Origin of the sequence: Arthrobacter sp. NPDC058097, assembly GCF_042884885.1 — a bacterium.
Classification (GTDB): Bacteria; Actinomycetota; Actinomycetes; order Actinomycetales; family Micrococcaceae; genus Arthrobacter.
The window spans coordinates 82,684-102,766 of sequence record NZ_JBHVSZ010000012.1; the positions used below are offsets into that span (position 1 = coordinate 82,684).

General features: G+C 68.2%; 17 protein-coding genes. 11 read left to right on the forward strand and 6 right to left on the reverse strand.

Annotated features, from left to right (window positions below; translation table 11 throughout):
• The first annotated feature begins 139 nt into the window (after nucleotides 1-139).
• The 3 genes from ACFVTE_RS19530 to ACFVTE_RS19540 all read left to right on the forward strand — a co-directional run bounded on the left by ACFVTE_RS19530 (nucleotide 140) and on the right by ACFVTE_RS19540 (nucleotide 3,399).
• A complete protein-coding gene (locus ACFVTE_RS19530; RefSeq protein WP_387103248.1) occupies nucleotides 140-2,170 on the forward strand; it encodes a DUF4118 domain-containing protein in 2,031 nt (676 codons plus the stop codon).
• Nucleotides 2,167-2,841: a response regulator gene (locus tag ACFVTE_RS19535; protein WP_387103251.1), complete on the forward strand. Its 675-nt coding sequence runs from the start codon at nucleotides 2,167-2,169 to the stop codon at nucleotides 2,839-2,841. The genes ACFVTE_RS19530 and ACFVTE_RS19535 overlap by 4 nt, the downstream gene beginning before the upstream one ends.
• Nucleotides 2,842-2,967: 126 nt before the next feature.
• Complete coding sequence (locus tag ACFVTE_RS19540) at nucleotides 2,968-3,399, forward strand: VOC family protein (protein WP_387103252.1); 432 nt, start codon at nucleotides 2,968-2,970, stop codon at nucleotides 3,397-3,399.
• A gap of 146 nt (nucleotides 3,400-3,545) precedes the next feature.
• Here the strand turns inward: ACFVTE_RS19540 and ACFVTE_RS19545 are convergent, their stop codons facing one another.
• The 5 genes from ACFVTE_RS19545 to ACFVTE_RS19565 all read right to left on the reverse strand — a co-directional run bounded on the left by ACFVTE_RS19545 (nucleotide 3,546) and on the right by ACFVTE_RS19565 (nucleotide 9,710).
• Entirely contained in the window at nucleotides 3,546-5,957 is a 2,412-nt protein-coding gene (locus ACFVTE_RS19545) for a phosphoketolase (RefSeq protein ID WP_387103254.1), read from the reverse strand.
• Nucleotides 5,958-6,060: 103 nt separating this feature from the next.
• Nucleotides 6,061-6,837 (reverse strand): maleylpyruvate isomerase family mycothiol-dependent enzyme, encoded by a 777-nt coding sequence (locus tag ACFVTE_RS19550; RefSeq protein WP_387103256.1) that lies wholly within the window; start codon nucleotides 6,835-6,837, stop codon nucleotides 6,061-6,063.
• Nucleotides 6,837-7,661, reverse strand: a complete 825-nt coding sequence (locus ACFVTE_RS19555; RefSeq protein WP_387103258.1) for a fumarylacetoacetate hydrolase family protein — start codon at nucleotides 7,659-7,661, stop codon at nucleotides 6,837-6,839. Before ACFVTE_RS19555 ends, ACFVTE_RS19550 begins: the two co-directional genes overlap by 1 nt.
• Nucleotides 7,661-8,791, reverse strand: a complete 1,131-nt coding sequence (locus tag ACFVTE_RS19560) for a cupin domain-containing protein (protein ID WP_387103260.1) — start codon at nucleotides 8,789-8,791, stop codon at nucleotides 7,661-7,663. The genes ACFVTE_RS19555 and ACFVTE_RS19560 overlap by 1 nt, the downstream gene beginning before the upstream one ends.
• A gap of 121 nt (nucleotides 8,792-8,912) precedes the next feature.
• A complete protein-coding gene (locus tag ACFVTE_RS19565; protein ID WP_387103261.1) occupies nucleotides 8,913-9,710 on the reverse strand; it encodes an IclR family transcriptional regulator in 798 nt (265 codons plus the stop codon).
• Nucleotides 9,711-9,759: 49 nt separating this feature from the next.
• Here ACFVTE_RS19565 and ACFVTE_RS19570 point away from each other — a divergent pair, with 49 nt between their 5' ends.
• The 6 genes from ACFVTE_RS19570 to ACFVTE_RS19595 all read left to right on the forward strand — a co-directional run bounded on the left by ACFVTE_RS19570 (nucleotide 9,760) and on the right by ACFVTE_RS19595 (nucleotide 15,166).
• Nucleotides 9,760-11,067, forward strand: coding sequence for an MFS transporter (locus tag ACFVTE_RS19570; RefSeq protein ID WP_387103264.1), 1,308 nt, complete (start codon nucleotides 9,760-9,762; stop codon nucleotides 11,065-11,067).
• Complete coding sequence (locus tag ACFVTE_RS19575; RefSeq protein ID WP_387103266.1) at nucleotides 11,060-12,310, forward strand: FAD-dependent oxidoreductase; 1,251 nt, start codon at nucleotides 11,060-11,062, stop codon at nucleotides 12,308-12,310. The genes ACFVTE_RS19570 and ACFVTE_RS19575 overlap by 8 nt, the downstream gene beginning before the upstream one ends.
• A 71-nt stretch (nucleotides 12,311-12,381) precedes the next feature.
• Nucleotides 12,382-12,900 (forward strand): HAD domain-containing protein, encoded by a 519-nt coding sequence (locus ACFVTE_RS19580; RefSeq protein WP_387103268.1) that lies wholly within the window; start codon nucleotides 12,382-12,384, stop codon nucleotides 12,898-12,900.
• 188 nt (nucleotides 12,901-13,088) lie between these two features.
• Entirely contained in the window at nucleotides 13,089-14,318 is a 1,230-nt protein-coding gene (locus ACFVTE_RS19585) for an anion permease (protein ID WP_387103271.1), read from the forward strand.
• The gene (locus ACFVTE_RS19590; protein WP_387103274.1) at nucleotides 14,315-14,536 is read left to right on the forward strand and encodes a hypothetical protein; all 222 of its coding nucleotides are present in this window, start codon (nucleotides 14,315-14,317) and stop codon (nucleotides 14,534-14,536) included. The genes ACFVTE_RS19585 and ACFVTE_RS19590 overlap by 4 nt, the downstream gene beginning before the upstream one ends.
• An 81-nt stretch (nucleotides 14,537-14,617) precedes the next feature.
• Nucleotides 14,618-15,166, forward strand: a complete 549-nt coding sequence (locus ACFVTE_RS19595) for a dihydrofolate reductase family protein (RefSeq protein ID WP_387103277.1) — start codon at nucleotides 14,618-14,620, stop codon at nucleotides 15,164-15,166.
• Nucleotides 15,167-15,283: 117 nt separating this feature from the next.
• On the opposite strand, the gene ACFVTE_RS19600 is transcribed toward ACFVTE_RS19595, so the two are convergent.
• Nucleotides 15,284-15,796 carry a hotdog fold thioesterase gene (locus ACFVTE_RS19600; RefSeq protein WP_387103279.1) on the reverse strand — a complete coding sequence of 171 codons (513 nt, stop codon included), beginning with the start codon at nucleotides 15,794-15,796 and terminating at the stop codon, nucleotides 15,284-15,286.
• 178 nt (nucleotides 15,797-15,974) lie between these two features.
• Between ACFVTE_RS19600 and polA the strand changes: the two genes are divergently transcribed.
• On the forward strand, nucleotides 15,975-18,614 hold the full coding sequence (gene polA / locus ACFVTE_RS19605) for a DNA polymerase I (protein WP_387103417.1): 2,640 nt from the start codon (nucleotides 15,975-15,977) through the stop codon (nucleotides 18,612-18,614).
• A gap of 105 nt (nucleotides 18,615-18,719) precedes the next feature.
• Nucleotides 18,720-20,036: a GNAT family N-acetyltransferase gene (locus ACFVTE_RS19610; RefSeq protein WP_387103419.1), complete on the forward strand. Its 1,317-nt coding sequence runs from the start codon at nucleotides 18,720-18,722 to the stop codon at nucleotides 20,034-20,036.
• Nucleotides 20,037-20,083 lie beyond the last annotated feature (47 nt).

Consider the following 20,083-nt stretch of genomic DNA (forward strand, 5'->3'; position numbering starts at 1 on the left):
ACGCCGGAACCGGCGGCAGCCGAATCTTGACGGATCCTTAACGCCGGTGTGAGGCAGCCTCCGCGCGTGCAGCCCAGGCCGGTGGACAGGAAAGAGGCCGGCTGACAGAGAGGATACGCGCAGGTGAAAGAATGGCGTCATGGCAGGGGAACGGATCGTCATTGGCCTGTCCGGAGGCCTTGAGGGGGAGGTCCTGATCCGCCGTGCCATCAAGGTCCTGGAGAGCGCCGGCGGCGGGGACCTGATCGCGGTCCACATCCGCACGGCGGAGGGCGCGTCGCACGAATCGACCAGCGCCCTCGAATCCCAGCGCCGGCTGGCGGTGGAGCTCGGCGGCAGCTACCACACCGTCGCCGCGCACGACCCTGTTGAGGCGCTCCTCGGGTTCGCGTCCCATGTCGGCGCCACCCGGCTGATCATCGGCCAGTCACGGGCACACCCGGTGTCGAGGTTGCTGACCGGCGCGACGGAGACCGGGATCGTCCGCCGTGCCGGTGACCTCGACGTGCAGGTGGTGCCGCATCCGCTGGCCGGGCGCGGCACCGGCCGCAGGCGACCGCGGGACCTTGGCCGCGTGCGCGTCGCCGTCGGGTTTGTGCTGGCCGCCGCCATTCCCATCCTGATGCAGCTGGCGCTCGCCGTCATCGAGCACAGCGTGGCCACCGCCGTCCTGGTCCAGCTTGCCGGGGCCGTGGCCGTGGCGCTCGTGGGCGGGCTGTGGCCGGGCGTCGCGGGTGCGCTCTGGAGCAGCCTGCTGGTCAACTACTTCTCCACGCCGCCGGTGGGCGAGCTGGCCATCAAGGACCCGCAGGACCTGCTGGCCCTTGGCGTGTTCGTGGGCGTCTCCGTGGCCGTGGCCGGCGTGGTGGACAGGTCTGCCCGGCGTTCCAAGGAAGCCGCCCGGGCGCGCGCCGAGGCGGCAACGCTCGGCGAGCTGGCCCGTGGAGCCACCCGCGCGGAGGACACGGTGGGCAGCCTGCTGGAACAGGCGCTGGACGTCTTCGGTGTCCGCGGCGCCGCGCTGTTCAGCGGACCGGCCTTCCGGAACGGAACGGATACGCCTGACATGCCGGTTCTCCGCGACACACCGGCTTTCCGCGACCCGGAGGGCACCCGCGCGGGAGAGAACAGTTCAGAGCGGAAGCTGCTCGCAAGTGCGGGCGAGCTGACCGATTCTGAACGGGACGGCGCGGAATTCGCCGAGCACACCGTGGAACCGGTCGACGACGGCACCTGGCTGGTGCTGTTCGGCCGGACGGTGCCCGCCGCCGACAGCAGCCTGCTGGGCGCCTTCGCCGCCCACGTGCTGGCACAGCTGGAGCGCCAGCAGCTGGCCGCGAGCCGTCTGGAGGTGCTCCGGCTTGCCGAGGGAAACACCATGCGCACCGCCATCCTGCGGGCCGTCTCGCACGACCTCCGGACACCACTCGCCGGCATCAAGCTCGCCGTCGGCGGACTCCTGCAGACCGCCGTCACGTACACACCTGAGGAGCAACAGGAGCTGTTGAAAACCATCGACGAATGCTCGGACCGGCTGGACGCCCTGGTGGGGAACCTCCTCGACATGTCCAGGATCACGGCCGACTCGGTACGCCCCCTGTTGAAGCCCGTCCGCTGGCTCGACGTCGTCCCGCCGGCGCTGCGCGGCCTTCCCCAGGGCAGCGTGCGGGTGGTGCTGCCACCGAACCTGCCCGCCGTCGACGCCGACGCCGTCCTGCTGGAACGCGTCATCGCCAATATCGCGGAAAATGCCGTCAAGTACGCGCCCGCCTCCGACGTCACCGTGACCTCGGCGTCGGGCGGGCTCAGCGGCGCCGTCGTCAACGGCCACCCGGCCGGCGAACTGCGGATCATCGACCACGGACGCGGCGTGCCGGACCGCAACGTGCCGGCAATGTTCCGCCCCTTCCAGCGCCTGGACGATCTTTCCCAATCAACCGGTGTCGGCCTTGGACTGGCGGTGGCCAGGGGATTCGTCTCGGCCATGGGCGGCAGCCTGTCGGCGGAAGAGACGCCCGGCGGGGGACTCACCATGGTCATCAGGCTTCCGCTGTCAACGGGGCACAGGTCAACAGAGATTGGCTCAGCAGGGCATGAGGGGCACGACGGCGGGCCGTCCGCCGCCGCTGCAGTCCCGCCTGCCGCGACGCCGCAGGAGACTGCCCAGTGACCGGCGTCCTCGTGGTCGACGATGACCAGCACCTGCTGAAGGCCCTGCGGATCACGCTGCAGGCGCATGGCTACACCGTGGAGACCGCCGAGGACGGGGAGGCCGCCCTGATTGCCGCCTCACGCAACCCGCCGGGCATTGTCGTCCTGGACCTCGGACTGCCCGACATGGACGGCGCCGCGGTTCTCCGGGAGCTCCGCCGCTGGAGCACCGCCCCGGTGCTGGTGCTCTCCGCCCGGCACGGCTCATCGGACAAGGTGGACGCCCTTGACGCCGGTGCCGACGATTACATCACCAAGCCCTTTGGACTGGAGGAACTCCTGGCCCGGCTTCGCGCGTTGCTGCGCCGGGCCCCGGAAGCCACCGAGCCGTCCACTGTGGACACCCCGGAGTTCAGCGTGGACCTCGGCCGGCGGATGGTCACCCGGAACGGAGAGCCCGTCCGGCTGACCCCCACCGAGTGGAGCATCCTCGAGCTGCTGGTGCGGAACCCCGGGAAGCTCATCACCCAGCAGCAGATCCTGGCCAGCGTGTGGGGCCCCGCCTACGAGAAGGAAGCCAACTACCTGCGGGTCTACATGGCCCAGCTCCGGCGCAAGCTGGAGGCGGACACCGGCAACCCGCGGCATCTGCTGACCGAGGCAGGCGTCGGCTACCGCTTCCGGCCCTGACCTGCGCTTATGAACGGCCGGTGAACTTCCGTGAACCCCTATGAAGGGGCGCCGGATTCGGGCAACATGTGTAGTGCCGGGCGCCGCACACCGGGCGCCGCACGTACAGCCGAAGGAGAACCGATCGTGTCCACCCTGCTCAACCCGTACCTCAGCTTCCGTGACAACGCCCGCGACGCCATGACCTTCTACCAGTCGGTGTTCGGCGGCGACCTGGCGCTCAGCACCTTCGGGGAGTTCCAGGCCAGTGAGGATCCCGCGGAGGCGGACAAGATCATGCACGGGATGCTGACCTCGGAGAAGGGGCTCGTGCTCATGGGCGCCGACACTCCCAACTCCATGGACTACTCGCCGGGGAACAATATCTCCGTGTCGCTCAGCGGCGACGACGAGGCCGAACTGCGCGGCTACTACGACAAACTGTCCGGGGACGGCGGTTCCGTCACCGTCCCGATGGAGAAGGCCCCGTGGGGCGACATCTTTGGCATGTGCACCGACAAGTTCGGCATCGCGTGGCTGGTGAACGTCAGCGGAGCTTCAGCGGCTCCTGCTTCCTAGCTAAAAGAGACGCAGAAAACAGCCAACGGGGGCCCACGCCCGCAGGGTTCCCTGGCCGAGCTTGCGAGGCTAGGGTGCGGGTGGGGAGGGTCACTTTTCGCCCAATAACGGACATCATTGGGCGCTAAGTGACCCCACGATGCTTTTCAGGACTGCGGCGGCGACCAGACCCAGTCGCGGATCTCGGGCAGGTCCTCGAAATGCTCCCGGATGTATTCGGCGTGGGCGTCCAGCTGCCGGTTGCAGTGATCAGCCAGTCCCTCGGCGCCGTCGAACTGCCGCGGCAGCCGGCGGAGTGCCTCCAGCGCCAGGTGGTAGCGGCTCATCCTGTTGAGCACCACCATGTCGAACGGCGTCGTGGTGGTGCCCTGCTGGCTGTACCCGCGGACGTGGAACCGTTCCGGGTTCGGCCTGCCGTGCAGGAGCTGGTGGAAGGAACGGGCGTAGCCGTGCCACGCCACCACCACCTCGCAGGTGTCCGTGAACAGCGAAAGGAACCTCCCGTCGTCGAGCCCGTGCGGGTGCACGTCCTGCGGTGGCAGGACCATGGCGTCCATGACGTTCACCACCCGCACGGCGGCGTCGGGAACGTGGCGCTGCAGCAGCCAGGCCGCCGCGAGTGCCTCCTCGGTGGGGATGTCGCCGGCGCAGGCGAGGATGACGTCCGGTTCAGTGCTGCCGCCATCCTCGTTGCCGGCCCAGTCCCACCGGGACGCTCCCGCCTCGGCCTGCTCGCGGGCTTCAGCCAGCGTCAGGTACTGGGGGTGGGATTGCTTATCCACCACCACAAGGTTCACGTAGTCCTTGCTGAGCAGTGTGTGCTCGGCCACGGCCAGCAGTGTGTTGCTGTCCGGCGGCAGGTAGATCCTCGTCACCTCGCCGGACAGGGACAGCACCGTGTCGATGAGGCCCGGTCCCTGATGGCTGAACCCGTTGTGGTCGTTGCGCCAGCATGTGGAGGTCAGCAGGATGTTGAGGCTCGGCACCGGCGAACGCCATTCCAGCTCGCGGGCGTGCTGCAGCCACTTGGCGTGCTGGACGGTCATGGAGGCGCTGACCATGGCGAACGCCTCGTAGCTGGCGAAGAACCCGTGCCGGCCGGTCAGGAGATAGCCTTCCAGCCAGCCTTGGCACAGGTGCTCGGAGAGCACCTCCATCACGCGGCCGTCCGCCGAAACGTGGTCGTCGTCGCTGTCTCCCGGCAGCAGGAGGCAGCGGTCCGTAGCCTCGAAGACGGCGCCCAGCCTGTTGCTGTTGGTTTCGTCCGGGCAGAACAGCCGGAACCGGGGATTGTCCGCCGTCCCGGTGTAGAGGTCGCGGAACAGCTCGCCCAGCGGCTTGGTGGTTTCGATGCTGGTGGAGCCGGGCCGGCCCGGGTCGACGGCGTACTCCGCGAGGTCGGGAATCTCCAGCGGCACGGACGGCTGGCCGTTGGCCCAGGGCGCCGCCCCCATCCGGAGCCTGCCTTCCGGAGCAAGCGCCGTCAGTTCGGGCAGCAGCCGGCCGTCGTCGTCGAACAGCGACTCCGGCTGGTAGGAGCGCATCCATGTCTCCAGCAGTGCCAGGTGCTCCGGATCGTCCTTGACGCCGGACAGGGGAACCTGGTGCGCACGGAAGGTGCCCTCCACCGGACTGCCGTCCACGGTTTCCGGACCCGTCCAACCCTTGGGCGTGCGCAGGATGATCGCCGGCCAGCGGGCCGCCGTCGTTCGGGTGCGGGTGCCATCGCCGCCGGAGCCGGCGTTCCGGGCCTTTTGTTGGATGTCCCGGATAGCGGCATAGGCGTCATCGACGGCGGCGGCCAGGGCCCGGTGGACCTTCTCCGGCTGGTTGCCGGAAACAGTCACGGGCTCCCAGCCGTTGGCGCGCAGGAGCGCCTCAACATCTTCGTCCGTGCGGCGGCCGAGGACAGTAGGCCCGGAAATCTTGGCTCCGTTGAGGTGCAGGATGGGCAGGACCGCGCCATCCCGCGAGGGGTTAAGGAAGAACGGCGCCGTCCAGGAGGCGGCGAGGGGGCCGGTCTCGGCTTCGCCGTCGCCCACCACGCACGCTGCGATGAGATCCGGGTTATCCATCACCGCGCCCGTGGCGTGCATGAGTGAATAACCCAGCTCGCCGCCCTCGTGGATGGATCCGGGCGTGGCCGGGCCCACGTGGCTGCCCACACCGCCCGGCGTCGAGAACTGCCGGGCAAGCCGGAGCAGGCCGGCGGCGTCGCGGCTGATGTCCGGGTAGATCTCGGAGTAGGTGCCTTCGAGGTAGACGTTCGCCACCACGGACGGTCCGCCGTGGCCGGGGCCGGCGATGAACAGGACCTCGGCCGAGGTGTTCCTGATCAGCCGGTTCAGGTGCGCGTAAATCAGCGACAGCCCGGGGCCGGTGCCCCAGTGGCCCAGCAGCCGCGGCTTGATGTGCTCCGGCCGCAGCGGTTCCCTCAGCAGCGCATTGTCCTGGAGGTAGATCTGGGCCACCGTCAGGTAGTTTGCCGCGCTCCAGTAGCGGTGCAGGAGGTCCAGCTCTTCGTCCGAAATCGTTCCGCTTGCCCCGGCCATGCCCATGGATTGCCTTCCTTCGGATCCGCTCCAGCGCTGACCGGCACAGTCTACCCCCGCGTTTTGGCTGCCCTCAGATACACCGCAACCTGCAGATCCGTTTAGGGCCTCAGATCCACTTAGGAGCGGCGGGAACGTCGGGCAGCACTTCTGTCCCGCGGGAGGCCGTGACGCCGGCGCCTGCAATAGGCGTCCGCCCGGCGGCCCAGGCAGCGACACCAGCCAGCGGCCCGCTGACCGTGACCGGGTCCTCCGACTTGGTGCTTTGGGCACCGGTGTCGCCCAACACCAGATCCGTTCCCGTCACCCTGATGACCAGCCCGGCATCGGTGCCGCGGGCATGCCAGGCGCCGGTAATGTCCTGCAGGAGCCGTTCGAGGACGGGCGCGGGGATGTCGGCGAAGGTTGCGCCGTTGGCGAGGTCGACGGCGTGGATCCAGACTTCGCGGGTGCGCATCCACACGGTTTCGGTCGCCGGGACGGTGCGGCCCTGGATGGTCTTGACTTCGTTGGCCCAGTCCCGGTCCGGCAGGTCGCGCCATTCGACGGACAGGTGCACGGCGGAGTGGTCGAAGAGGTTCCGCAGCGCGATCGGCGACAGGGTGGCCCCGAAACTGATCTCGTGGTCGCGCACCTCCACCGAGGGGTACATGGGCGTTTCGACACCGGTGGCGGCCCATTCCACCAGTCGGGCGATCGCCCGGGCGTTGTACCCGATGTGGGCCACGACGTGCCGGCGCGTCCATCCGGGGAGCAGGGAGCCGCCGTCGAGCTCGGCATCGGTGAGCTCGTTGAGCTTGCGGGCGAAGAACGCGGTGCCCCGCCGGGCCTGCAGGAGTCCTTCCCGCAGGACCGGGTCGGTGGCGAGGTCGTGCCGGGCGGCCATCAGGCCTCCTTGACCACGCGGTTGGTCAGCTGGCCCAGGCCCTCGATCGTGGTGACCAGGACCTGGCCTTCCTGCAGGTACCGCTTGGGGTCCTGGGCGTGGCCCACGCCGCCGGGCGTGCCGGTGGCGATCACATCACCGGGGTTCAGCGTGATGATCGTGGAGATGTAGGAGACCAGGAATTCAGGGGTGAACACCAGGTCCCCGGTGGGGGTGCTTTGCTGGATCTCGCCGTCCACGGCCGACGTCATCAGCGGCCCAACGGTGAACTCATCCCTGGTGACCAGGGCGGGGCCGAACGGGGTGGAGTTCTCCCAGGTCTTTCCCTGCAGCCACTGGACGGTGCGGAACTGGTAGTCGCGCATGCTGATGTCGTTCAGGACGGAGTAGCCGGCGATGTGGTCCGCGGCGTCGGTCTCGCTGATCCGGCGGCCCTTCTTGCCGATCACGACGGCGAGCTCGGCTTCCCAGTCCACGGTGTCCGATTCCTGCGGCAGGGCCAGGTCGTCGTTCGGGCCGATCAGGGATTCCTGGTACTTGGCGAACAGGGTGGGGTGGTCCGGGATCTCCCGGCCCATCTCCTTGATGTGGTTCCGGTAGTTGTGGCCAACGCAGACGATCTTGCCCGGGAAAGGCACGACGGCGGCCAGGTCGGCGCCGTCGAGCGCGTGCGTTGCGCCGTTGGCCGCCTTCGCCGTGGCCTGCCAGTCTTCGCTGCGGAGGAGTTCGCCGATGTCGGCGAAACCGTCGATCTCGGTGAGGGTGCCGCCGTCCTGGCGGACGGCTTTGGTTCCTTCAGCGGTGCGGAGGGTGAGGAGTCTCATTACTTGTTGCGTCCTTCGGTGTAGGTGCGGTTGAAGTTCAGGCGTTCAAAGATGGGGGCGTCGCTGAACCGGAACAGATCAAACTCAGATTCCGCGTCCAGGGACCATTCGGCCCAGGACGGGACGACGAAGAGGTCGCCCTTGGCGAGGTTCTTGCGTTCGCCGTTGAGCAGTACGCTCCCGGAGCCTTCGAAGACCTGCCACACACTGGAGCCGACCTCGCGCAGTGGCTCGGTGGTGGCGCCGGCGCGGAGGCGGTGGAATTCGGCGCGGATAGTCGGCATCACGTCCCCGCCGGTGGTGGGGTTGGAGTAGCGGATCGCGGCGTGGCCCTGGGAAACGGTGGCGGGGTGGCCTTCATCCTCCAGGAGCAGCTGCTCGCGCAGTGCGCGGTTGGTGTGTTCCCAGCGGTACGCGGCCATGGGGGAGTTGGTGGTGTTGTCCAGGCCGGAGAGCGGACGCAGGCCGGGGTGGGCCCAGAGCCGTTCCGAGCGGGAGATGTCCGGGGTGGCCTCGTCGGTGACGCGCTCGGTGCCGAACTCGAAGAAGCCGGCATCCGCATAGTGAACGAACGGGATGTCCAGGCCGTCGATCCACGCCATCGGCTGGTCGGTGTCGTTGTGGTGCCCGTGGAAGTTCCAGCCGGGAGTGAGCAAAAAGTCGCCGCGGCGCATGGCCACCGGGTCACCGTTAACGACGGTCCAGACGCCTTCGCCCTCGACGACGAACCGGAAGGCATTCTGTGAGTGGCGGTGTTCGGGTGCGGTCTCGCGGGCGCCCAGGTACTGGATGGCCGCCCACAGCGTCGGTGTCGCGTAGGGCGTGCCACCCAGCCCCGGGTTGGCGAGGGCTATGGCCCGCCGCTCGCCGCCCCGCCCCACCGGGACCAGGTCTCCGGCGCGGGCAGCCAGGGGGTACAGGTCGTCCCAGCGCCACACATGGGGCCGGGCCTTGGGCGAGGGAACCATCGGCATCAGGTCACCGATCTCGGTCCACAACGGGATGAGGTTCTCCTGCTCGAAGTCGCGGTACAGCTGTTCCAGCTGCACGGCCTCCTCCGGCGTGGGCTCCGGGGCCGCCTGGGCGGCGGCAACTGATTCGTGGGTCGTGGTCTCGGCGCTGATGGACACGGCGGCCTCCTCGGTGGGTACGGATGATGATGTCTTCGCGTACTACCGACATTAGGGAGACGGCGGCTGTGAACCACAGCATATTCTGCCAGGCAGAATTGATTTGGGCTCTCGGCCTCAGTCAGCCGGACTCGGCCGGATTCGCCGCGATGTCGATTTCCAGTTGCCGGCGTGTTTCCAGCATGACCGGCACCAGCCCGGCGTTGAACAACGCGCGGAACCTGGTCACCGGTGTGGCGACGCTGAACGCGCCCACCACGTCGCCCTTCCCGTTGTGCAGGGCCATGCCCAGCGCGCTGATGCCCTCCTCGGTGCCCTCGAAGTTGGCCGCAAAGCCGTTGCTGCGGACCGTTTCCAGCTCCCGCAGGAACGCCGGGTACTCGGCATCGGGAATGCTGTCGCCGCCGATCTCCGCATTCTGGCTCCGGAACAGCTGCTCAATCAGCGCCGGCTCCAGCTCGGCGAGCATCGCTTTCCCGCCCGACGCCTTGTTCGCGGGCAGCACGGTGCCCTGCCTGTCGCCCACGCGAAGGGCGCTGGTGCCTTCCACCGTCTCCAGGAACCGGACCTTGGTGCCCACCCGGATCATGAGGTTCACGGTCTCGTTGAGGCGCGAGCTCAGCAGCTCCATGTGCGGCCGGGCAAGATTACGCAGCAGCCGGGTCCAGGTCACGCCCGCCGGGCCGGCCCCCATCGCCGGGCCGGGCACATAGCGCCGGGTTTCGTCCTGCACTGCGAAGCCCCGGTACACCAGCATGGCCAGGAGGCGGTGCGCGGTGGACGGTGCCACGCCCAGTTCAGCCGCCGCATCCTTGAGCCGCAGGCTGCCGCCGTCCCGCAGCAGCTGCAGGAGTTGCAGCGCGTTATCCACCGCCTCGATGGAGTAGGTGGGCTTCTTCCGGAGCGGCAAGTTCTGCATAACAGAATTCTATTGGAAGGCCGCCGCTTCAACCCGGAAAGTTGGTGGCATGAATCACACACCTTCCGCTGCAGCGCCGGAGCGGTCCACGCCCGGAACAGCCATTCCGCCGGCAACGCCCCGGTTTTCCAAACAGTCCGTCCTGGCCGTGCTCGTCTGCTGGCTGCTGGTGGTCTTTGACGGCTACGACCTCATTGTCTACGGGACCGTCCAGTCAGCCCTCATCAACGACACCGGCTGGGGACTGACCAAGGCCACCGCAGGCACGGTCGGCTCCATGGCGTTCGCCGGGATGATGATCGGCGCCGTCCTCGCCGGCCGGATGGCCGACACCTGGGGCCGCCGCCGGACCATCCTCGGCTGCGCCATGCTGTTCTCCGTCTTCACCATCCTGTGCGCTTTCGCCCCGAACGCCTACGTCTTCGGAGCGTTGCGGCTGGTGGCCGGCATCGGCCTCGGCGGACTGGTGCCCTCCGCCAACGCCCTCGTGGCCGAACTCGTGCCCGCCAAGTGGCGGTCCACCATCGCCACCCTGATGATGTCCGGCGTGCCGATCGGCGGGTCACTGGCCGCACTGGCCGGCATCCCGCTGATCCCGGCCTTCGGCTGGCCCGTCATGTTCCTCGTGGCGGTGCTGGCCCTGGCGGTCGTCATCCCGCTGGGCCTGCGCTACCTGCCGGAGACCCTGCCGCCGGCCGGCGTCAAAACGGCTGGCGCTGCTGCCGCGGAAAACCGGCGCGCAGGTTTCGGCTCCCTGCTCCGGGCACCCTACCTGGGCGTGAGTGTGCTCTACGCCGTGGCCACGCTCGTGACCCTTTTTGCCTGGTACGGCCTCGGCACCTGGCTGCCCAACCTGATGCAGCTGGCCGGCTACAACCTCGGTTCCGCGCTCACATTTGCACTGGCCCTGAACCTCGGCGCCGTCGTCGGTTCTGTTGCCACCGCCTGGGCGGGGACCCGCTTCGGCCCCGTCCCGACGGCGGTCGCGGCGGCCGCGGTGGCTGCCGTCGCCCTCCTGGTGCTTGTCGCCGGGCCGCCCGTCACCGTGGTGTACCTGATGCTGGTCCTGGCCGGCGTCGGAACACACGGAACGCAGTGCCTGATCATCGCCGCCGTTGCCAGCCACTATCCCGCCCACCTGCGTGGAACAGCACTCGGCTGGGCGCTCGGCGTGGGCAGGATCGGCGCGGTGGCTGCCCCGCAGGCCGGAGGCCTGCTGCTGGCAGCCGGCCTGGGCGTCAACTCCAACTTCCTGGCGTTCGCCGGGGCCGCCGCCGTCGCAGCACTCCTGCTTATCGCCGTCGGCGCCAAAACCATCCGCACAACCTCAACCCCTGTAGGAGCCAACAATGTCTAACCCGAAACCGTCCACCGATGTCCTGGTGATCGGCGGCGGAATGGCCGGTCTCGCCGGCGCCCTCGCCCTCCGCGAGAACGGCGCCGAGGTCACCCTGCTGGAGCGGGCGCCCGAATTCGGCGAAGTCGGGGCGGGCCTGCAGATGGCGCCCAACGCCTCCCGCGTGCTCAAGCGCTGGGGCCTGCTGGAGAAAGCGCTGGAGATCGGTGTCCGGCCCAAGCACCTTGTCTTCCGGGACGCTGTGACCGGCGAGGAACTCACCCGGCAGTCGCTGGGGGGCAGCTTCGAGGAACGCTACGGGGCGCCTTACGTTGTCATCCACCGGAGCGACCTGCACCGCATCCTCCTCGAGGCCTGCCGGGATGCCGGCGTCCGCCTGGTCAACGACGTCCAGGTCGAAACCGTCCGGACCGTGGACGGCCGCGCCACCGCACAGGCGGCGGACGGGGCCACCTACGAGGCCGACGTCGTCCTCGGGGCCGACGGACTCAAGTCCGCGCTCCGCCGCGAGGTGGCCCAGGACGGCCCGGTGTCGTCGTCGTACGTTGCCTACCGCGGGACTGTCCCCATCACGGCGGACACGCCCCGGGGCGACCTCGAGGACGTGATCGTGTACCTCGGCCCGGACTGCCACCTGGTCCAGTACCCGCTGCGGAAAGGCGAACTGCTCAACACCGTCGCCGTCTTCAAATCGGCATCCTTCGAACGCGGCGAGGAGCAGTACGGGGGAGTGGATGAGCTCGAGGCCGCGTACCGGGACTGCGTTCCCGCGGTCCGTGAAGCGCTGAAGAACCTGGCCACCGGCATCCGCTGGCCCATGTACGACCGCGATCCCATCGAAAACTGGGTGGCCGGCCGGATGGTCCTGATGGGCGACGCCGCGCACCCGATGCTCCAGTACCTCGCCCAGGGCGCCTGCCAGGCCCTGGAGGACGCGGCCGTGCTGCAGGAGGCGAGCCTCGGGACCGTCTTCACGGCGGACGGCCCCGACGCCGGCGGCTGGGACGCCGCGATCCGGAACTTCAACACGGCCCGCGCCGCACGCACCGCCCAGGTCCAGCGCACGGCCCGCGTGTGGGGCGAGTCCTGGCACGTCTCCGGACTGGCCCGCACCCTGCGCAACCTGCTCTTCAAGAGCCGGAAGGACGGCGATTACCAGTACAACGACTGGCTCTACGGCCAGGACGGCGACGGCGTACCCTCCGCGGCGGTTCCGGCAGTTCAGGAGAAGGCCCCCGCCTAGCTCGGCCCTTGCCCGCCCCGGGGCGCTGTCCGTAGCGTTGGCTGAAGAGCCGCGGGCAGCGAAGGAACCCTGTGGAACATACAGTCACCCTGTATCTTGACGTCGACGGCGTGGTGTGCCCGTTCGGACCGGCGGGCACCACGCCGTGGGGTTCAGCCTGGCGCTACGCCTACGCCGGGATGCTGGAGGTGGCATACGCGGCGGAGCTGGTGGCGGCACTGAACCGGCTGGCGCTCCGGCCTGGGGTCCGGTTCGTCTGGCTCACCAGCTGGGAGGAGCTGGCGCCGGCCGTGCTCTGCCCGGTCACCGGACTGGACGGGGGCTCATGGCCGGTGCTGACCGCCGACGGGGCTGGAGGCGGTGCGGAATGGTGGAAGCTGGAAGCCATTCAGGCCGACGTGGGCGGAAACACGCCTGAGCGGATTATCTGGGTGGACGACCAGCTCGCCTTCGAGGGCCGCGCGCAGGCGTGGGCACGGATTCTTGGCCGCCGGGCCCTGCTGGTCTCGCCGGATCCCCGGACCGGCCTGTCGCCGGTTGAGCTGGAGGCCATCCGCGCCTTCGCCGGCCGCCAGGACCGGCAGGTGTGACCGCGCCAACGCGTTGCAGGTTGGACCTCGCCGGCATGGCGCGTACCATCGATAAGGTTTCAAGCCCGCCCTGCAGCTCCGCTACCCCCACCCCCAGACGTTTTCTTAAACATCGGGTGAACTATGCTGTGCAGTGCAGGCAGGGGAAGTGGAACTGCTGTACGTAGACTCTGCAGATTGGGCAACAGGTGGACATCACCTTCATGGTGGCGCTGGTCATTGCGCTGGCGTTATTTTTCGACTTCACTAACGGTTTCCATGACACCGCGAATGCTATGGCGACCCCCATTGCCACCGGTGCCATCAAGCCGAAGACCGCCGTTGCCCTCGCGGCGGCCCTCAACCTCGTCGGCGCGTTCCTGTCCACGGAAGTCGCCAAAACCGTTTCAGGCGGCATCATCCGGGAGGGGTCCGGCGGGGTCCAGATCACCCCGGACATCATTTTCGCCGGTCTGATGGGCGCCATTCTCTGGAACATGATCACCTGGCTTAAGGGCCTGCCCTCCAGTTCGTCCCATGCACTGTTCGGGGGACTCATCGGTGCCGCGATCGTTGGCATCGGTTTCCACTCCGTCAACCTTGAGACGTTGCTCCAGAAGGTCATCCTGCCCGCGGTTTTCGCCCCCGTCATCGCCGGGCTTGTGGCCTACGTCTGCACCCGCATCGCTTACGCGCTCACGTCCCGCCACGATCCGGAGACCGGCAGCAAGCTCACGCAGAAGCGGGGCGGCTTCCGGACCGGCCAGATCTTCACCTCCAGTCTGGTGGCACTGGCCCACGGCACCAACGACGCCCAGAAGACGATGGGCATCATCACCCTGGTGCTCATCTCGGCTGGAACGCAGCAGCCCGGCTCGGGCCCGCAGCTGTGGGTCATCACCGCATGCGCCCTCGCCATCGCCGTCGGAACGTACGCCGGCGGCTGGCGGATCATCAGGACCATGGGGGCCGGCCTCACCGAAGTGAAACCCGCCCAGGGCTTCGCGGCCGAGTCGAGCACCGCGTCAGCAATCCTGGCCTCCTCGCACCTTGGCTTTGCCCTGTCCACCACGCAGGTGGCCTCCGGATCCGTGATCGGCTCCGGCATGGGCCGCCGGGGCACCACGGTGCGCTGGGGCATGGTGGGCCGGATCGCACTCGGCTGGCTCTTCACGCTGCCGGCCGCAGGCATCGTCGGTGCCCTGACCGCGCTGCTGGTCAAGACTGGGGTCGTCGGTGTCGTGATTGCAGCCGTGGCCGGCATCGGCGCCGTGCTGTACATGTTCCTGGTGTCGCGCAAATCCCAGGTTGGCCACCACAACGCCGTTGAGGTTGAAGAGGCCGGTCAGGCCGTCCGCTTCGCGAAGAAGAAGGCCCTCGCCAGGGCACGCGCCGCCGAGCGCGCCAAGAACAACAACCCGAAGGGCCCGCAGCGATGAAGTGGCTGGAACTCCTCACCGTGGCCGGCGCCACCCTGATCGCCGCCGTGACCGTGGTGGTCCTCTATTCCCTCGGCGTCCGGCTGACCGCCATCGCCGGTGACCGCCAGGTCCTGGCCCCGGCGTGGGTCAGATACCTCTCCTACGCCTGCTTCGGGCTTTGCGGTGCCGCCGTGCTGTTCGGGCTTTACCTGATCATTCCGTACTTCAGCGGCTAGCCCCGTATCCGGGAGCTGCGCCACCTCCGGGAACTGCGCTGCCTCTGGGAAGAGGGAACCATCAGTGGCTAGGCTGGCCCCATGCCCAGTGTCCAGTATTACGTTGCGTCCTCCCTGGACGGCTTCATCGCCACCACCGACGACGATCTCGGCTGGCTGCTGCAGTTCGACGGCTTCGAAGGCGGGAAAGAAAGCTACGAAACCTTCATCGCCGGCGTCGGGTGCATCGTCATGGGCGGGACCACCTATGAGTGGCTGATGGAGCACGAACCCGGCAACTGGCCCTACCCCGGCACGCCCTGCTGGATCTTCACGCACCACGAGTTCAGCGCCCCGCCGGGTGCCGACATCACCTTCGTGCGCGGCGAGGTGACCGAATTCATCGACGACCTCCGGGCTGACGCGGGCGGCAAAAACATCTGGATGGTGGGCGGCGGCGAACTCGCCGCCCAGTTCGCCGGCGCCGGCCTGCTGGACGAACTGATCGTCTCGATCATCCCGGTGGTGCTGGGCGGGGGAAAGCGGCTGCTTCCCCTCGTCCAGGGCCCGACGGCGCCGCTTGAGTTGCAGGAAGCACGTCCCCAGGGGCGGGGTATCGTGGAGCTCCGGTACCGCTGGCCTGAGCGCTAGCTTTGCTGCTTAGCCGCGCTGCTTCGGCAACGTCCGTTACCGGCGTTGCTTCGACGACGGCCGTTACCGGCGCTGCTTCGAGGACGGCCGTTACCGGCGCTGCTTCGAGGACGGCCGTTACCGGCCGATGTCGCGGATGAGGTTGGTGATGCGCGCCGTGGACAGCCGGCGCCCCTGCTCGTCGGTCATCACGATTTCGTGGGTGGTCAGCGTGCGGCCAAGGTGGATGGCCGTGCAGGTTCCGGTCACCGTCCCGGCAGAAACGGCGCGGTGGTGCGTGGCGCCAACCTCGATGCCCAGTGCCTGGCGTCCAGGACCTGCATGCATCCCGGCGGCAAACGACCCCAGCGTTTCGGCAAGCACCACATGTGCTCCGCCGTGCAGGATCCCGGCCACCTGCGTGTTTCCCTCCACCGGCATCGTGGCAACGCACCGCTCCGGGCTCATCTCCAGGAACCGGATCCCCATCTTCACCACGAGGGCGCCGATGCCGTACCCGGCAAGCCAGTCGTGGAGGTGCTCCGGAACGCCGGCGGCAAACAGCTCTTCCCGGAAGTCAGCCTTGGCCGCGGCTTCCACCGCTGTGGGGCTGGCCTCACCGGCAGGGCCGGGCGTGAAATTGTCCATCATAGCAACTAGGCTGGCACCTGTGAGTGAAACAACCAAACCGGCCCCAAATCCGTCCACAACCCAGACCCTCGAGGACATCGCCGTGTCCCCGACCGGCGCCCCCTCGGTGTCGGCCACCGAGGCGCCCGTCGTCCCGCTGACGGAGCAGCCCCGGCTTCTGGTGCTGGACGGGCACTCCATGGCTTTCCGGGCCTTCTTTGCCCTTCCGGCCGACAAGTTCTCCACCGCCCGGGGCCAGCACACCAACGCTATCCACGGCTTCACGTCCATGCTCATCAACCTGATCAAGGAACAGAAGCCCACCCACATCGCGGTCGCCTTCGACGTCTCCGATGACACCACTCACCGCAAGGCCGAGTACAGCGAGTACAAGGGCGGCCGCAACGAGACGCCCCGGGAAATGAGCGGCCAGATCGACCTTATCGACCAGGTCATGGGTGCCTGGGGCATCAAAACCATCAAGATGCCCGGCTACGAGGCCGATGACATCCTGGCCACCCTCGCCGCCATGGGCGAGAGGGCGGGCTTCGAGGTCCTGCTCGTGTCCGGCGACCGGGACGCCTTCCAGCTCATCACCGACAACGTGTTCGTGCTGTACCCGAAGAAGGGCGTCAGCGACATCCCCCGCATGGACGCCACCGCCGTCGAGGAAAAGTATTTCGTCAGCCCCTCCCGCTACTCCGACCTCGCCGCCCTGGTGGGTGAGACCGCGGACAACCTGCCGGGCGTTCCCGGAGTCGGGCCCAAGACGGCGGCCAAGTGGATCAATCTCTATGGCGGCCTGGAGGGGGTGCTGGAACATCTCGATGCCATCGGCGGAAAGGTGGGGGACTCGCTGCGGGCCAACGTGGACGCAGTCAAGCGCAACCGCAAGCTGAACCAGCTCCACACCGACCTTGACCTCCCGGTGACGCTGGACGAACTGGCCGATCCGCGGCCGGACCAGCAGGCCCTCGAAGAGCTCTTCGACGAGCTCGAATTCAAGACCATCCGTACCCGGCTCTTTGACCTGTACGCCAGCGAGGCGCCGGTGCCGGAGCGCGAAGCCCTGGAGACCCGGGACTTCGCCACGCTGACGGACGCGGACGCGCTGCGCACCTTCCTCGAAGCAGGGGCCGGGCAGCGTTCCGCCCTGGCCGTGGACGTGCTGCCCGGCCGGATCGGCGAGGACGCAGACGCCGTCGCGATCGTGCGGGACGATGCCGCCGCCTACGTGGACCTCACCACGCTGGACGCCGACGCGGAAAACATCCTGGCGCAGTGGCTCCGGGACGCCGGCTCCCCGAAGGTGATGCACGGCTACAAGGCGGCGCTGAAGGCCCTGGCCAACCGCGGGTTCGGCCTTGAGGGCGTGGTGGATGACACCTCCATCTCCGGCTACCTCATCCAGCCCGACCGCCGCACCTACGAACTGGGCGAACTGGCCCAGTTCCACCTGAACATCCACATCACGCCCGAGGCCGCCAAGGCGGGCCAGCTGGAGCTGTCGTTCGACGACGACGCTGCCGCGGCGTCCGGTGCGCTGGTCCAGGTGGCCGCCGTCGTCCATAAACTCAGCCGCTACTTCGAATCGGAACTGAAGGACCGCAAGGCCGAGGACCTGCTGGCCACGCTGGAACTGCCGGTGAGCCGGGTGCTGGCGGACATGGAGACCACCGGCATCGCCGTCTCCATGGAGCTGATGGACGAACAGCTGGCGGACCTGGCCAGGGTGATCGACGACGCCCAGGAACGTGCGTTCGCCGCGATCGGCCACGAGGTCAACCTCGGTTCGCCGAAGCAGCTGCAGACAGTCCTCTTCGAGGAGCTGCAGCTTCCCAAGACCAAGAAGATCAAGTCGGGCTACACCACGGACGCTGCGTCCCTGAAGAACCTGCTGGAGAAGACCGGGCACGAATTCCTGGTCCAGCTCATGGCCCACCGCGAATCTGCCAAGCTGCGGCAGATGGTGGAGACGCTGAAGAAATCGGTGGCGGAGGACGGGCGCATCCACACCACCTACGCCCAGAACGTGGCCGCCACCGGACGCATCTCCTCCAACAACCCCAACCTGCAGAACATCCCCATCCGCAGTGAGGAAGGACGCCGCGTCCGCGGCATCTTCGTGGTGAGCGAGGGCTACGAGTGCCTGCTGTCCGCCGACTACTCGCAGATCGAAATGCGCATCATGGCGCACCTGTCCGGGGACGCCGGCCTGATCGAGGCGTACCGCGAAGGGGAAGACCTGCACCGCTTCGTCGGCTCGTCCATCTTCCACGTGCCGCCGGCCGAGGTCACCAGCGCCATGCGTTCCAAGGTCAAGGCCATGTCCTACGGCCTGGCCTACGGGCTGACGTCCTTCGGCCTGTCCAAGCAGCTCGAGATCTCCGTGGACGAGGCCAGGAACCTCATGAAGGACTACTTCGACCGGTTCGGTGCCGTGCGCGACTACCTCCGCGGAGTGGTGGACCAGGCCAGGGTGGACGGCTACACCGCCACGATCGAAGGCCGGCGCCGCTACCTGCCGGACCTCACCAGCACGGACCGGCAGCTGCGGGAGAACGCCGAACGCATCGCACTGAACTCGCCCATCCAGGGCTCGGCCGCGGACATCATCAAGCGCGCCATGCTGGGCGTGCATTCGGAACTCGCCGCACAGGGACTGAAGTCACGCATGCTGCTGCAGGTCCACGACGAATTGGTGCTGGAAGTGGCCAAGGGCGAACGTGCGGCAGTTGAAAAGCTCGTCACCGAGCAGATGGCTGCCGCCGCGGAACTCAGCGTTCCGCTCGAAGTCCAGATCGGCATCGGCACCAGCTGGTACGACGCCGGCCACTAGCCCCAGCGGGCTGGCCTTACGGGGTTCAGCGGGCCGCCGCAGGCGCTTCAGCGTGCCTGTGGCGGGCCGGCGGGTTCATTGGCTAGGCTCGGGGTTGTGTCGAATCTGAGCGTGGACTATGAAATCCGCCGGTTCCAAGCGGCGGTCAAGGACGATCCTGATTATGCGGAGTCGGTTGCGTGGATGCGCGCGGTAGCCTTCGGCTTCCACGAAGCCCGGCGCAGCGACGAGCGCGTGGACAAGAGCATCGAGCTGCAGCGCACCGACGGCCGGGTCATGACCGGCGTGTACCAGACCGGAACCGTGGCCGGGCATTCGCTCGGCGCCGACGTTCCCGTTGCCACTTTCGGGACCATGACCAAGACGCTGAACATCGGTTTTGGCCGGCTGCTGGATACCCGGCTGGTGACCGCCGTGACCGTCCGGACCTCGCACCGGCGCCGCGGCCTGCTGCGCCGCATGATGGGGGAGGACCTCGCCCTGGCCCGGGAGGAAGGCCTCGCGATGGCCGCGCTCACCGCCTCCGAGGCCTCGATCTACGGCCGGTTCGGGTTCGGCGTTGCAACGTCCGAGCAGGCCGTGAAGGTGGACACCACCGCACGTTTCAGGCTCAACCACACCCCCGTTGGTAGCGTCGAGGTTGCCGACCCCAAAGTGCTGCTGGAACTGGCTCCGGAAGTCTTCGACCGGGTCCACCGCAGCACGCCGGGATCGATCGGCCGGCATGAGTTCTACCGGCAGTTCGCCTCGGGGTCCGTCAGCCGCGACGGCGGCGAGGACCCGAAGGTCAAGGTGGCGCTGCACTACGGGTCCGGCGGTGACGTGGACGGCTATGTCTCGTACAAGTTCGCCGGCTGGTCCAGCACCCCGTACACCATGGAGGTCGTGGACCTGGTTGCTGCCACCGGGGAGGCGTACCTCGAGCTGTGGCAGTACCTGGCCGCGATCGACCTCGTGGAACGAGTTACCTGGGACGAGGCGCCTGTGGATGACCCGCTGCGCTGGGCCCTCGAGGACGCGCGCTGTGTGGAAACCTCGGCGGCGCAGGACATGCTCTGGCTGCGCATCCTCGATGTGAAGCAGGCGCTGGAGGCCCGGCACTACCCGGCCGACGGGCGGCTGGTGCTGAAAGTCGCCGACTCCCTCGGCCTGGCCGGCGGCACCTTCGCCCTGGACGTTGACGGCGGCACCGCCGCCGTCACCGATGCGACGGGCGGCAAGCCGGGTCCCAGTTCGCCGGACCACAGCGCTCCGGACCTCGAACTTGATGTCGCGGCGCTGTCGGCCATCTACCTCGGCGGCGTCAACCCCGTGACGCTGGCGGCGTCCGGACGTATTCTGGAGTGCACACCGGGCGCGGCGTTCCGCGCCGCGCGGATGTTCGCCGTCGAACGCGCACCGCACTGCCTGACGCATTTCTAGCGCTTTGACCCCGGTTGGCGCTTGCCACTAGAATAAACGGGCGTGTA

Bases quoted from the DNA above. Each gene is read 5' to 3' on its own strand.
- ACFVTE_RS19575 (WP_387103266.1), top strand. From the start codon at position 11,060: ATGTCTAACCCGAAACCGTCCACCGATGTCCTGGTGATCGGCGGCGGA.
- ACFVTE_RS19530 (WP_387103248.1), top strand. From the start codon at position 140: ATGGCAGGGGAACGGATCGTCATTGGCCTGTCCGGAGGCCTTGAGGGG.
- ACFVTE_RS19590 (WP_387103274.1), top strand. From the start codon at position 14,315: ATGAAGTGGCTGGAACTCCTCACCGTGGCCGGCGCCACCCTGATCGCC.
- ACFVTE_RS19600 (WP_387103279.1), bottom strand. From the start codon at position 15,796: ATGATGGACAATTTCACGCCCGGCCCTGCCGGTGAGGCCAGCCCCACA.
- ACFVTE_RS19595 (WP_387103277.1), top strand. From the start codon at position 14,618: ATGCCCAGTGTCCAGTATTACGTTGCGTCCTCCCTGGACGGCTTCATC.
- ACFVTE_RS19545 (WP_387103254.1), bottom strand. From the start codon at position 5,957: ATGGGCATGGCCGGGGCAAGCGGAACGATTTCGGACGAAGAGCTGGAC.
- ACFVTE_RS19565 (WP_387103261.1), bottom strand. From the start codon at position 9,710: ATGCAGAACTTGCCGCTCCGGAAGAAGCCCACCTACTCCATCGAGGCG.
- ACFVTE_RS19550 (WP_387103256.1), bottom strand. From the start codon at position 6,837: ATGGCCGCCCGGCACGACCTCGCCACCGACCCGGTCCTGCGGGAAGGA.
- ACFVTE_RS19555 (WP_387103258.1), bottom strand. From the start codon at position 7,661: ATGAGACTCCTCACCCTCCGCACCGCTGAAGGAACCAAAGCCGTCCGC.
- polA (WP_387103417.1), top strand. From the start codon at position 15,975: ATGGCTTTCCGGGCCTTCTTTGCCCTTCCGGCCGACAAGTTCTCCACC.
- ACFVTE_RS19570 (WP_387103264.1), top strand. From the start codon at position 9,760: ATGAATCACACACCTTCCGCTGCAGCGCCGGAGCGGTCCACGCCCGGA.